Below are 12,317 nucleotides of genomic sequence, written 5' to 3' on the forward strand. Positions count from 1 at the left end.
CTCGAGTCTACGGGCCGCTCGTCACACTCTCCGTACTCCGGCGGTGCGTTTATTCTTCATCCCGGCAAGTGTTGCGTATGGACACGGAGCTACCCGACGAACACCGGATGGTCCGGGAGACCGTCAGGGACTTCTGCGAGACCGAAATCGAGCCGATCGCCCAGGAGATCGAGGACGAACACCGGTTCCCCGCTGAGATCTTCGACCAGCTCGCGGACCTCGATATGATGGGCGTTCCCGTCGACGAGGAGTACGGCGGCCTCGGCGGCGACACGCTCATGTACGCGCTGGTCGCTGAGGAGCTCGGTCGCGTCTCGGGCTCGATCGGACTCTCCTACGTCGCCCACACGTCGTTGGCCTCGAAGCCCATCGAGCAGTTCGGCACGCGGGCGCAGCAGGAACGCTGGCTGCGGCCCCTAGCGGAGGGCGAGCACCTCGGTGGCTGGGCGCTGACCGAACCCGACAGCGGTTCCGACGCCTCGGACATGGACACGACCGCAGAGCGCGACGGCGACGAGTGGGTCCTGAACGGGACCAAGCAGTTCATCACGAACGCCAGCGAGGCGGGCTCGATTCTCGTCAAGGCCGTCACCGACCCTGACGCCGGCTACGACGGGATTTCGACGTTCATCGTCGACCCCCGCGAGGACGACGGCTTCGAGGTGACGACCATCTGGGAGAAGATGGGACTAAACGCCTCGCCGACCTGCGAAATTCGCCTCGAGAACGTCCGGCTTCCCGAAGATCGACTACTGGGTGAGGTGGGAGAGGGGTGGACCCAGACCAAGAAAACGCTCGACGGCGGCCGCATCTCGATCGCCGCGCTCTCGACGGGACTGGCTCGGGGCGCCTACGAACACGCCAAGGAGTACAGCAAAGAGCGCGAGCAGTTCGGCCAGCCGATCTGCGAGTTCGACGCCGTCCGCGACAAGATCGTCGACATGCACCGCAAGACCGAGCGCGCGCGCCTGCTCACGCACCGCGCGGCCCGCACCTACGACAAGGGCGAACCCGTTACCCGCGAGTCCGCGCTCGCGAAACTCGACGCCAGCGAAGCCGCCCGCGAGGTCGCCGAGGACGCCGTCCAGGTGCTTGGCGGCTACGGCTACACCACCGACTTCGCGCCCCAGCGGTTCTACCGCGACGCGAAACTGATGGAGATCGGCGAAGGCACCAGCGAGATCCAACACCTCGTCATCGGACGCGAACTGGGGCTCTGAACGACCTCGAGCCGGAGTCAGGAACGGTGCGACGGTGTGAGGAACGGAAGCGGGTTACTCGAGGGTCTCGAGCAAATCGTCACCGCTCTCGTTGTTCCCGTTGCCGCCGTCGCTCTCTTCGGATTCGGTGCCACTCCCGTCGTCGGATTCGTTGGCGTCGCCGTTGCCGTCGCTTTCGTTTCCGCCGGCGTTATCCTCCTCTTCCTCGGCGTCCGTGTCAACGGCTTCCATGAGCGAGAACACGTTGTCCATCTCCTGGTCCCGAACGTACTGCGGGTAGACGCCGATGGTCACGAGTAGGTCGTCGTCGGCTTCGACGGCCTCGGTGACGTGGATGTCGACCTCGAGGTCGTGCCCGTTGAACGTCGCGTCGGCGCTGAACCTCGATCGCTTCGTCGTCTCGTCGAGGATCGTGATCTCGCCGTCCTCTTCGTGGGAGATGTCGCCGATATCGTCGTAGTTCTCCGCGATCAGATCGACGAGTTCGTTCGTCGACATGTCCTCGACAGGGTTGAAGTTCCGGCCCGCGATCCCGATCTGGGGGGAGGTGAGCACGGTGAAGACGGCGGCGCGCCGACTCCCGAGCGGCGGGAGTTCCACGGACTTCTCGTGGGAGGTCTTGTAGTTCGTTACGGTGATCGTCTCGGAATAGGCGCTGACCTCGACCTCCTTTTCGACGACGACCTCGTCGATCGCGGTCTGTTCGTAGCCGGTTTCCTCGCGAACGGCCGGATCGACGCCGGCCGGCGACGATTCGTGGCTGTCCATTCCGACCAGTCCCAGACAGCCCGACAGGCTCGCCAGTCCGACGGCACCGAGTCCACCGAGCAGCGCTCTTCGATTCATCTTCGAAGCAATGGGAGTTCCGTTCCTATGAATTTATCGAATTTCTGAAATTCTGTTGAATCGATAAGGTGTTTCGAACTCTCGATTCCGAATCCCAAAACTGCGGTTTCAGCGACGAAGATTGCCGAATATATCCGATTCGGCTAGCTCCTCGAATCGATCCGATCGACGGCGGTGAAGTAGTGTTACATACCGGAGCAGTACGTATCCGACGACGGCCAATCCGACGGCGACCACGACGCTTCCGAGTACGAGTTGACGGATCGCCACCTGCGCCAACTCGCCGGACAGCGCGTCTCGAGAGCCCACCGAGTCCGATCCCAGCAGGACGGCTCCGACCTGAAAACTCGAGAGGTACACCACGGGTTTCACGACCGGGTTGAGAACAGCGACGGAGGCGAAAATCGCGGGTTTGCTGATCCAGGCCTGTAGCGAGACGAGGACGAAAAACAGCCCGACACCCAGCCCGCCGGTCGGAAGCGCCGTCACGAAGATGCCGATCGCGAAGCTCGCGGCGATCTGATGGGGAGTATGCTCCTCGCGGAACGCGGCAACGAGTTTCTGGCGGGCGCGATCACGATACCTGGCGAGCCGTTCCCGAACCATTCGCTCTGTGTGTGGGTTACCAGCGGCGACCAAAAAGATACCGAGAGCGACCGCCTGTTCATCGGCTCGGCTCCGCGGAAAATCGACGGCTTACGGGAACGAGCCGGCTTCCTCGAAGGAATCGGCGACCCGCTGGATCGCGACCACGTACGTCGCGGTGCGGGGGTTGGCGATGTCGTGTTCCTCGATGGTCTCGACCAGCGAGTCGAAGGCGTCGACGATGTGGTCTTCGAGCTCCTCGTTGACGCGCTCCTCGCTCCAGTAGAAGCGCTGTCGGTTCTGGACCCACTCGAAGTACGAGACGGTGACCCCGCCGGCGTTCGCGAGGATGTCCGGGATCACGAACACGTCCTTGTCCTCGAGGACGGCGTCAGCGTCGGGCGTCAACGGCCCGTTGGCGGCCTCGGAGATGACGTCCGCTTGCACGTCCTCCGCGAGGTCGGCGTCGATGGCGTTCTCGAGGGCTGCGGGGATCAGGAGGTCGACATCCATCGTTAAGACGTCCTCGTTGGTGATCTCCTCCTCGCTTTCCTCGTAGCCGACGACGCTGCCGGTCTCGTTCTTGTGATCTTTCGCGGCGACGGGGTCGAAGCCGTCGGGGTTGTAGATGCCGCCCGAAGAGTCGCTGGCGGCGACAACGGTCGCGCCCATCTCGTCGATCAGTTTGGCGGCGATCCAGCCGGCGTTCCCGTAGCCCTGGACGGCGACGGTCGCGCCCTCGAGGTCCTTGTCGAGGTAGTCGAAGGCCTCGCGCGCGGCGATGACGGTCGAGCGACCCGTCGCCTCGACGCGGCCCTCGCTGCCGCCGCTGGCGAGGTTCTTGCCCGTGATCACGCCCGGTTCGGTGGTGTTCTCCAGAGTCTCGTAGGTGTCTTTGATCCAGTTCATCTCCCGCTGGCCCGTGTTGACGTCGGGCGCGGGGACGTCGCGGTCTTCGCCGATCAGCGGACGGAGTTCCTTCGCGAACGCGCGGGTGATCCGCTCGAGTTCGCTCTCGGAGTACTCGGCGGGATCGATGATGATACCGCCCTTCCCGCCGCCCAGCGGGATGTCGACGGTCGCCGTCTTGTAGGTCATCCAGCCCGAGAGGGCCTTGACCTCGTCGCGGGAGACCTGCGGGTGGTAGCGGATGCCGCCCTTGTAGGGGCCGCGATCGCCGTTGAACTGCGAGCGGAAGGCTTTGAACCGCTCGAGGCTCCCGTCGTCCATCTCCACGGTGAGGTTCGTCTCGAGCACGCGTTCGGGGTGTTTGAGCCGCTCGATCACGTCGTCCTCGACGTCGAGGTACGCGGCGGCGTCGTCGATCTGGGACTGCAGACTTTCGAACGGGTTGGTACCCTGGGTCATACCCAGTGATTTTCACGACGGGGGGATAAACGTAGCGAATATCTACCATACCTCATGATCGACTATCCACCAAGGTGATTGGTCTCCCCTTGTATTTTGAACGGTCAGTCAGTTCTCGTCGTCGGCCGCCGCTCGCTCCTGAATTCGTTCAGCCTGGGCGATCAGCGGCGCGTCGATCATTTCGCCGTCGACTTCGAAGACCCCATGGCCTTCGGCGTCGGCCTCGCGTTTGGCCTCGAGGACGCGTTCGGCCCACTCCCGATCAGCTTCGCTGGGAGTGAAAGCCTCGTTGATCGGATCGACCTGAGCCGGATGGATCGCCAGCTTGCCGTCGTAGCCGAGTCGGACGGAACGGTCGGCGTCCTCGCGGAGCCGCCGCTCGTCCTCGAAGTCGGTTACGAGCGTATCGATCGCCGTACAGTCGTGGGCAGCGGCGGCGATCACGACGCGCTCGCGAGCGTAGAGCACTTCCGTCCCCTCGGCGCTGCGGGTCGCGCCGATATCCGCCGAGAGGTCCTCGGCGCCGAAGACGAGCGCGTCGGTCGCCCGCGCGGCGGCGATTTCCGGAGCGGCGAGGACCCCGGCCGCGCTCTCGATCAGCGCGAAGACGGGTAGCGTGAGATCGTACTTCGCGATTTCGTCCGCGAGGTGGCGGACGTCCGCCGCCGAGGCGACTTTCGGGGCCATGACGCTATCGAGTCGACGATCGACGTCCGGTTCCGCCGGATCGAGAACGGTCTGGAGGTCGGCCGCCAGCGCCGAGTCGCCCGCATTGACGCGAACGCAAACCTCACAGTCGGGATCGAACGCGGGATCGGTGAGCACCTCGCGGACCGACTCGCGGGCCTCGTCCTTTCGTTGGGGTGCAACGGCGTCCTCGAGGTCGAACACGATCACGTCCGCTCCGGCGGCGGGAGCCTTGCGAAGCATCTCGGGGCGGTCGCCGGGCGTGAACAGAACGCTTCTGCGGACCATACGCTGTGTCCTCGAGCCACGCCCATAGGAATACGTGTGTCGGTGTCACGCCTCGTGGTGACGGTCGTCGCTGCCGAAACGAGCGCGCTTCGAGATCGCGGGGCAACCGGTCGAATCACCGAATGGGAGTGATGGACACCCCCGGTTCAGAGTGAAAGAAGCAACGGGGCAAGAAACGGGCGGTGGACTGTCCCAGTAACGGACGGACCCGTCGTTCAGAGTGAAACGATCCCGAAAGTGTCGGCCCGTTTCTGACAGGGAGAGATGACTTTCACTCTGAACGAGGGGTGTTCCTCTGGTTCGACTCCGATAGCAGTGGCAGATTCAGGCCTGAGAAGGGTCTTAAAACGGGAAAATCCGGGATAATCTGAGAGATTAGACGTGGAGCCGAGAGACAGTTAGACTGGAGTCGGACTTGAGGGTCCCTCCCCTCGTTCAGAGTGAAACGGTGTTCGAGACCGGGGGACCCTATACTCGACGGTGGGGAGGGAGCGTGCTTGAGGTGTGATGAGGTTTCCTGACACGGAATTCCGATTCAAATATTTCAATATTATCATAGAGGTTCCTACTTCTTCTACCACAAGATATAATACTAATATATCTAGCTCTTTCTAGACTACTAGAAAGAAAGTAGAAAGAAGGTTGGAGAGTACTCGGGGATCAGGACGGACGAAGCCGGTTTGAGGGGATTATCCGTTGCTGGGATCATCTATGAGGTCGCCCAGCAGAATTCAGTGAGCGGGAAGAGTACTGACACGAGGTGACCGACCGGGGTGTCCGCGATGTCCATTTCACTCTGAACGAGGGGTCCGGGTCTCCCAGTCGGAGCCAGTGTCCGTCGACCTTCAGTCTGATTCGGGAACGAGATACACTCGAGCGGTTCCCACCGATACGCTGCCTTTGAGAGCGTCTCGAGTCGGTTTATCAGTCTGAACCACCTTCCACAGATTTATTAGGTCGCTCTTCGAGCACGGAGACATGGCTGATCAGGCAGGGGACCCGCTTTTTCAATCACAGGATCCGATCTTCGATCGGAAAGAACTCCTCCACGTCGGGCACGTCCCCGACGAGGATCGGATCGTCGGGCGGGACGACGAGATCGAATCTGTCGCCGCCGAGATCGGCGCGATCACGCGCGGCGATCCGCCGAACAACGTGATGATTTACGGGAAGACAGGAACCGGCAAGAGCCTCATCTCCCGACACGTCGCGACGCGCGCTCGGAACGCCGCTCAAGGCAACGGTATCGACTGCGGCGTACTCTACGTCGACTGCTCGGAGGCGAACACGGAGACGCGGACGACGCGCCAGTTGGCGCTCAGTCTCAAGGACGGCACCGACTACCGAGAGAACATTCCGGTTCGGGGCGTCGGGACGATGGAGTACTACCAGCACATCTGGGCGATCCTCGAGGACTGCTTCGACGCGGTCGTCGTCATCTTGGACGAGATCGACAAACTGGACAACAGCAACATTCTGATGCAGCTCTCGCGGGCCCGCGAGGCCCGAAAGACCGACGCCTACATCGGCGTCATCGGGATCAGTAACAAGGTCAAGTACCGAGAGACACTCGACGAGCGCATCGACAGCAGCTTCGGTCACCGTGAACTGTTCTTCCATCCCTACGACGCCTCCCAGCTCCGAGAGATCATGCGCAACCGCGAGGACGCCTTCCAGCCCGACGTCCTCGCGGACGGAACGATCGAACTCTGCGCCGCCCTGGCGGCGAAGAAACACGGCGACGCGCGGAAGGCGATCGAGATCCTGAAGGAGGCCGGCGAACTCGCTCGGCGCACCGGGAGCGAGATCGTCTCGGAGGACCACATCAAGCAGGCCCAGGAGGTCGCCGAGATCAACCGGATCGAGGAACTCACCAGCGGGGCGACCGTCCACGCGAAACTCGCTCTCTACGCGCTGGCGAGTCACATCATCACCGGGGAGCGGGAGACATACAAGACCCGCGAGATCTACGAACGGTACGTCGGCATCTGCGATCTCGTCGCGACCGACCCGATCACCGAGAACGGGCTCTACCGCCAACTGAAGGAACAGGCGTTCCTCGGCGTGATCGAGTCCGAGAAGACCGGCGGCGGCCGCTCGCAGGGAAGTTACCTCCTCCACCGGTTGGTCACCGATCCGAAACACATCGTCAAGGCCGTCCGCCGCGACGCCTCGCTCGAGGAGCTCCCGACCTACGACCGACTCGCCGAGACCGGACCAGCGACCGGCGGCCGCGATACCGACCTCTCCTCGTTCGACTGACGGTGGTTGCAACACGGGTCCTTCGTTTTCGATTGGTCATCCCGACAGAGAATGGACAGCACTCGAGCGTGAAACGCAGTCACCCTCATCCAATCTTCACCCCGCCCCCGCTTCGGACGGCTTTCACTCTGAACGAGGGGTGGGGGTCCCACCGCTCGTCGTCTATCGACGGCGAACGATAGCGAACGTTCCGGTCACCCCAGGTAGAGATCGAACGGCGGTTCCAGTCCCGCAGTTCCGGGAATGACGTTGAAGACGAACAGCAGGTAGTACAGCGAGACGACGAGCAACACGGCGCCGACGACCCGATTGATCGGACCGCTGTAGCGGGCCAGCGTCCGCGTGACGCGCCGGCCGAAGGGCTGGGAGACGAGGGCGAACGCCAACAGCGGAGCGCCGATCCCCAGCCCGAACGCGAGGAAGCCGAGCATGACCTCGAGTTGCGAGTCGAACGCGGGGAAGGCGACCGTCGATCGCCCGAAAAACAGCGCGATCAGCCCCGGGTTACAGGGGAGGACGGTCGCCCCGAAGAAGAAGCCGTAGCCGAACGCCGACAGCGTCGGGTACCGCGTGTGCGGCGGTTCGATCGTCGGCAGCCGGGCGAATCCGCTCGGCGAGATGATCAACACCGCGCCAACGACGGCGAGGACGGCGAAGGCGACGGGCGAAACGAAACCGACGGCGTCCGAAACGCCGGCTTCGAAGACGACGGTCCACAGCAGCCCGACGAGCGCCACGAACGCGAGTACGCCCGCGACGACGAGCCCCCCGAGCACCGCGACGGGCGTGTCGCGGCTCCCCTCGCCGGCCGAGGCCAGGTAGGCGATGAAGGCCGGATACAGCGGCACGACGCACGTCGCGGTCAGCGGCGTCGCGAGACCGATCAGGAAGAACTCGAGCAGCGCGGCGGTCGTCGACGTCATCTCGGTCGCGCCCTCGCGGTCGGCTTCGGTGTCGGGAATGAAAGAGCGATTGCCGGGCGTCGCGACTCGCTGCGGGACTCGTTGTGCCGGAGCGACCGATCGAAATCGGCCGCTCGAGTGAGGCGTTTCATCGTGCAATTATGCGCTCGAGTCGTCCGAGTCAGTTGCGTCGCCAGAGTCGTCCGAGTCGCTCGAGTTACCGGCATCGCTCGAGTTGCTGGTATCGCCCGAATCGTCCGAACCGTTCGAGTCGGCCGGTCCGCAGACGTCTGCGAGGATCGACTCGAGATGTTCGGCGTCGACCTTCTTCTCGAGCCTGTATACGCCGTCGCTCGGACAGACGACGATGACCGGCGAGTTCGCGCTGCTGGTCACCTCCCGTCCGAAGTCCGAGATGAGATCGCTCGTGACCTCGTCGGTTGCGGTTCCGAACCGCCACTCGTAGCCCTCTTCGTTCGCGTAGCTCCGGAGCGTCTCCGGGTCATCGTTCGAATAGATCGTGAGGTCGACGATCTCGACGTCAGCGTTCGGATAGAGAGCATCGAATTCGCGGTCTTGAGACCGACAGACGGCACAGCCCGTCGAGAACGTGTGGACGATGACCGGCCGCTCGGCATCCTCGACGCGGAACTCTTCGCCGCTCGTCACGTCGGTCAGCGACGCGGTCCGCCAGGTTGCGTCTTCACTGACGTCGACCGCTTCCGGCTCCGGCGCGGACTCCTCGTTTGATTCGTCGTCGGTCCCCGCACATCCCGCGAGGGCGGCGATCGACCCCGCACCGACTACCCGAAGCATGTTTCGTCGAGGGATCGTATCGCGTCCAATCGTCATTCTACCGTACCCTAGTGCGGCAGACTAACAATAATTCTGGTACGCGCCTCGATACGTACCCGCGCTCGTCGGGCAACGGTTCGTCCGCCGTCGGCACCCGTCGAAAGTCTCGCGTCGCACGGATTGGGCGCGACCGCTCGAGGCAGTACTCGACTACGGCCAGAACCCGCGGGTCTCGTGGGCGCTCGCAATTCGCTCGAGGGCGACGATGTAGGTCGCGTCCCGCCAGGTCACGTCCCGTGCGTCGTACTCCGTCCGGACGTCCTCCCAGGCCGTACACATCTCGCTCTCGAGTTCGTCGTTGACCCGCTCGAGCGACCACGCCCGGCGGTTGATGTCCTGGAGCCACTCGAAGTACGAGACGGTGACGCCGCCGGCGTTGGCGATAATGTCCGGAATCACGGGAATTCCACGTTTCTCGAAGATGCGCTCGGCCGTGGTTGTCGTCGGCCCATTGGCCCCTTCGACGATCATGTCGGCCTCGACGTCGCGGGCGTTCTCGCCGGTCAGGACGTTCCCGATCGCGGCGGGGACGAGCACGTCCACGTCCAACTCGAGCAGTTCCTCGTTCGTGAGCGTCTCGGGCGCGTCGTAGCCCGAAACCATGCCCGGACTCTCGTCGTGGTCCTCGACGTCGGTCGTGTCGAGTCCGTCGGGGTCGTAGATGGCGCCGTCGACGTCCGAGACGGCGACGACGGAGGCGCCGAGCTCGTCGAGATACCGGGCCGCGTTGGCGCCGACGCTACCGAAGCCCTGCACGGCGACGGTCGTCTCCTTGACGTCCCAGTCGTAGTACTTCATGGCCTCGCGCGTGATGATCCCGACGCTGCGGCCCGGCGCCTCCTCGCGGCCGTAGCTGCCCCCGACGATCGGCGGCTTGCCGGTGACGACGCCGGGCGTGGTCTCGCCCTGTTGCATCGAATAGGCGTCCATGAACCAGGCCATCGTCTGCGGATCCGTCCCCATGTCCGGCGCGGGGATGTCCGTCATCGGACCGATCACCGGCCGCAGCTCCTCCGCGAAGCGGCGGGTGAGCCGCTCTTTCTCGTCGCTGCTGAGCTCCTTCGGATTGACGATGATGCCCCCCTTCCCGCCGCCGAAGGGGAGGTCCATCACCGCGCATTTCCAGGTCATCCACATCGAGAGGCCGATGCACTCCTCCTCGGATACCTCCGGATGGTAGCGCAGGCCGCCCTTGTACGGGCCGCGAACGCTGTCGTGGTGAGCCCGATACCCCGTGAACATCTCGCGGGAGCCGTCGTCGCGCTCGAGGGGGACCGTCACCCGGTGGACGCTCGTCGGGTGGCGAAGTCGTTCGACGATTCCCTCGTCGACGTCAAGGTGGGCCGCCGCGCGCTCGAGTTGGTGACGGGCTGTGTCGACGGCGCTCTCCGGCTCGGATTCCGACTGTGGATCTGCGGCTGTCATAGTAGAATCGGGTGGACCGTGATCTGGGTCTTGCTCAACTTCGGCTAAAACCCTTGGGTCTGCACTCGTCGACGGTTGCTTCGGCACCGATCGCCGACTCCCGGCCTCGAGTACGTTCAGCGAGCCATTCCCGGCGGACCGGCGCGGTTGTCGCTCCGTCCCTTCCATCGCCACCCCACGTTTGAAGCGCCTCGTCGTGGTCTGGATCCGCGTGTCCATCGAAAGCACCAATCCGGCGACGGGCGAGGTCGTCGGCACCTTCGACGAGACCTCGAGCGGCGATCGGGAGGCCCACCTCGAGCGCGCGGTCGAGACCTTCGACGAATGGAGCGAGACCTCGATCGAGCACCGCCAGCAACTGCTGTCCGCGGCGGCCGACATCCTCCGCGAGAACAGCGAAGAGTACGCCGAGTTGATGACCGAGGAGATGGGCAAGCCCATCGGGCAGGCCCGCGACGAGGTCGAGAAGTGCGCCTGGGTCTGTGACTACTACGCCGAGCACGCCGCCGAGCACCTCGACGACGAAGTCATCGCGAGCGAGCCCGAGGCCCGGACGCTCCTCTCCTACGAGCCGCTCGGGCCGATCCTGGCGATCATGCCCTGGAACTTCCCGTTCTGGCAGGTGTTTCGCTTCGCCGCGCCCAATCTCGCGGCGGGCAACGTCGGGCTCCTGAAACACGCCTCGAACGTCCCCGGCTGCGCGCGGGCGATCGAAGACGTGTTCCGGGAAGCGGGCTTTCCCGAGGGCGCGTTCACGACGCTGCTGATTAGCTCGAGCGAGATCGACGAGGTGATCGAAGACGACCGGATCGAGGGCGTCACGATCACCGGCAGCGACGGCGCAGGCCGATCGGTCGCCGAAACGGCCGGCAGCCAACTCAAGAAGAATGTCTTAGAGCTCGGGGGGAGCGACCCCTTCGTCGTCCTCGAGGACGCGCCCATGGACAAAACCGTCGAGACGGCGGTGCAGGCCCGCCTCATCAACAACGGCCAGTCTTGCATCGCGGCCAAGCGGTTCGTGGTCGTCGACGAGGTCTACGACGAGTTCCTCGAGCGCTTCGTCGAGGAGATGGACGCCCAGACGGTCGGCGATCCGATGGACGAGGAGACCGATATCGGCCCGCAGGCCCGCGAGGATCTCGCGGAGGAGCTTCACGAACAGGTCGAGGAGACGCTCGACCAGGGCGGCGAGTGTCGGCTCGGTGGCGAGCCGATGGACCGCGACGGCGCGTTCTACCCGCCGACCGTCCTCACTGACGTCCCGGAAAACGCGCCCGCAGACCAGGAGGAACTGTTCGGACCCGTCGCGACGGTGTTTCGCGTCCCCGACGAGGCGGCCGCGATCGAGAAGGCCAACGACACCCGCTTCGGCCTCGGCGCTAGCGTCTGGACCGAGGACTTAGAGCGCGGGGAGCGAGTCGCCCGGCAGTTTGAGTCCGGAATGGCGTTCGTCAACGAACTCGTCAAGTCCGACCCGCGCTTGCCCTTCGGCGGCGTGAAGGACTCCGGCTACGGTCGCGAACTCGCCCGCGATGGCATCCGGGAGTTCGTCAACCGGAAGACGATCTGGGTGCAAGGCGACGCGGGAGAGGAAACAGAGATGGTCGAGTAACGCTATTCGTCGCGGAATCGGACCTCGGCGTCGCTATCGCGGCGCTCGTCCGCGTTCTCGGCGTCCAAAAGTTGGTCCTCGGAGTAGCTGAGTTCGACGCCGCCGTTCTCGACCGTCGTCCACCACCATCGCCACAGCAACCCGTAGACGACCGACGTGACGATCACGTACAGCAACATCGGCTCCGGTGGAAGTGGCATCGATTTCGTGCTGATCTCGTCGCGGTTCGGTCGCAGTCCGGTTCTCGCTGCGTCCGCGTCTCCGTTC

11 protein-coding genes are annotated in these 12,317 nt (G+C 64.1%); 3 read left to right on the plus strand and 8 right to left on the minus strand.

Annotated features, from left to right (window positions below):
• Positions 1-77 precede the first annotated feature (77 nt).
• Positions 78-1,220 carry an acyl-CoA dehydrogenase family protein gene (locus tag EH209_RS12095; protein WP_126663132.1) on the plus strand — a complete coding sequence of 381 codons (1,143 nt, stop codon included), beginning with the start codon at positions 78-80 and terminating at the stop codon, positions 1,218-1,220.
• Between the two features lie 54 nt (positions 1,221-1,274).
• On the opposite strand, the gene EH209_RS12100 is transcribed toward EH209_RS12095, so the two are convergent.
• The 4 genes from EH209_RS12100 to EH209_RS12115 all read right to left on the minus strand — a co-directional run bounded on the left by EH209_RS12100 (position 1,275) and on the right by EH209_RS12115 (position 4,994).
• On the minus strand, positions 1,275-2,066 hold the full coding sequence (locus EH209_RS12100) for a DUF6517 family protein (RefSeq protein ID WP_126663133.1): 792 nt from the start codon (positions 2,064-2,066) through the stop codon (positions 1,275-1,277).
• A 108-nt stretch (positions 2,067-2,174) separates the two neighbouring features.
• Positions 2,175-2,672, minus strand: coding sequence for a DUF2062 domain-containing protein (locus EH209_RS12105; RefSeq protein ID WP_126663134.1), 498 nt, complete (start codon positions 2,670-2,672; stop codon positions 2,175-2,177).
• A gap of 90 nt (positions 2,673-2,762) precedes the next feature.
• A complete protein-coding gene (locus tag EH209_RS12110; RefSeq protein WP_126663135.1) occupies positions 2,763-4,019 on the minus strand; it encodes a Glu/Leu/Phe/Val family dehydrogenase in 1,257 nt (418 codons plus the stop codon).
• A gap of 108 nt (positions 4,020-4,127) precedes the next feature.
• Positions 4,128-4,994: an HpcH/HpaI aldolase/citrate lyase family protein gene (locus EH209_RS12115; RefSeq protein ID WP_126663136.1), complete on the minus strand. Its 867-nt coding sequence runs from the start codon at positions 4,992-4,994 to the stop codon at positions 4,128-4,130.
• A 978-nt stretch (positions 4,995-5,972) separates the two neighbouring features.
• Here EH209_RS12115 and EH209_RS12120 point away from each other — a divergent pair.
• Positions 5,973-7,256, plus strand: coding sequence for a Cdc6/Cdc18 family protein (locus EH209_RS12120; RefSeq protein WP_126663137.1), 1,284 nt, complete (start codon positions 5,973-5,975; stop codon positions 7,254-7,256).
• Positions 7,257-7,450: 194 nt separating this feature from the next.
• Here EH209_RS12120 and EH209_RS12125 read toward each other — a convergent pair whose 3' ends face one another.
• From EH209_RS12125 to gdhB, 3 genes are all read right to left on the minus strand, one after another.
• Positions 7,451-8,179, minus strand: coding sequence for a cytochrome c biogenesis protein CcdA (locus tag EH209_RS12125; protein ID WP_126663138.1), 729 nt, complete (start codon positions 8,177-8,179; stop codon positions 7,451-7,453).
• A gap of 138 nt (positions 8,180-8,317) precedes the next feature.
• Entirely contained in the window at positions 8,318-8,974 is a 657-nt protein-coding gene (locus EH209_RS12130; protein ID WP_229380182.1) for a TlpA family protein disulfide reductase, read from the minus strand.
• 189 nt (positions 8,975-9,163) lie between these two features.
• Entirely contained in the window at positions 9,164-10,438 is a 1,275-nt protein-coding gene (gene gdhB, locus EH209_RS12135) for a glutamate dehydrogenase GdhB (protein WP_126663140.1), read from the minus strand.
• A gap of 211 nt (positions 10,439-10,649) precedes the next feature.
• Between gdhB and EH209_RS12140 the strand changes: the two genes are divergently transcribed.
• Positions 10,650-12,050 (plus strand): NAD-dependent succinate-semialdehyde dehydrogenase, encoded by a 1,401-nt coding sequence (locus EH209_RS12140; protein WP_126663141.1) that lies wholly within the window; start codon positions 10,650-10,652, stop codon positions 12,048-12,050.
• 2 nt (positions 12,051-12,052) lie between these two features.
• On the opposite strand, the gene EH209_RS24645 is transcribed toward EH209_RS12140, so the two are convergent.
• Positions 12,053-12,250 carry a hypothetical protein gene (locus tag EH209_RS24645; protein WP_229380181.1) on the minus strand — a complete coding sequence of 66 codons (198 nt, stop codon included), beginning with the start codon at positions 12,248-12,250 and terminating at the stop codon, positions 12,053-12,055.
• Between the last annotated feature and the right edge of the window lie 67 nt (positions 12,251-12,317).

The organism is Haloterrigena salifodinae, from assembly GCF_003977755.1.
GTDB lineage: Archaea > Halobacteriota > Halobacteria > Halobacteriales > Natrialbaceae > Haloterrigena > Haloterrigena salifodinae.

Excerpts from the sequence above, each read along its gene's own strand:
- EH209_RS12095 (WP_126663132.1), top strand. The coding sequence starts at position 78 with ATGGACACGGAGCTACCCGACGAACACCGGATGGTCCGGGAGACCGTC.
- EH209_RS12100 (WP_126663133.1), bottom strand. The coding sequence starts at position 2,066 with ATGAATCGAAGAGCGCTGCTCGGTGGACTCGGTGCCGTCGGACTGGCG.
- EH209_RS12105 (WP_126663134.1), bottom strand. The coding sequence starts at position 2,672 with ATGGTTCGGGAACGGCTCGCCAGGTATCGTGATCGCGCCCGCCAGAAA.
- EH209_RS12110 (WP_126663135.1), bottom strand. The coding sequence starts at position 4,019 with ATGACCCAGGGTACCAACCCGTTCGAAAGTCTGCAGTCCCAGATCGAC.
- EH209_RS12115 (WP_126663136.1), bottom strand. The coding sequence starts at position 4,994 with ATGGTCCGCAGAAGCGTTCTGTTCACGCCCGGCGACCGCCCCGAGATG.
- EH209_RS12120 (WP_126663137.1), top strand. The coding sequence starts at position 5,973 with ATGGCTGATCAGGCAGGGGACCCGCTTTTTCAATCACAGGATCCGATC.
- EH209_RS12125 (WP_126663138.1), bottom strand. The coding sequence starts at position 8,179 with ATGACGTCGACGACCGCCGCGCTGCTCGAGTTCTTCCTGATCGGTCTC.
- EH209_RS12130 (WP_229380182.1), bottom strand. The coding sequence starts at position 8,974 with ATGCTTCGGGTAGTCGGTGCGGGGTCGATCGCCGCCCTCGCGGGATGT.
- gdhB (WP_126663140.1), bottom strand. The coding sequence starts at position 10,438 with ATGACAGCCGCAGATCCACAGTCGGAATCCGAGCCGGAGAGCGCCGTC.
- EH209_RS24645 (WP_229380181.1), bottom strand. The coding sequence starts at position 12,250 with ATGCCACTTCCACCGGAGCCGATGTTGCTGTACGTGATCGTCACGTCG.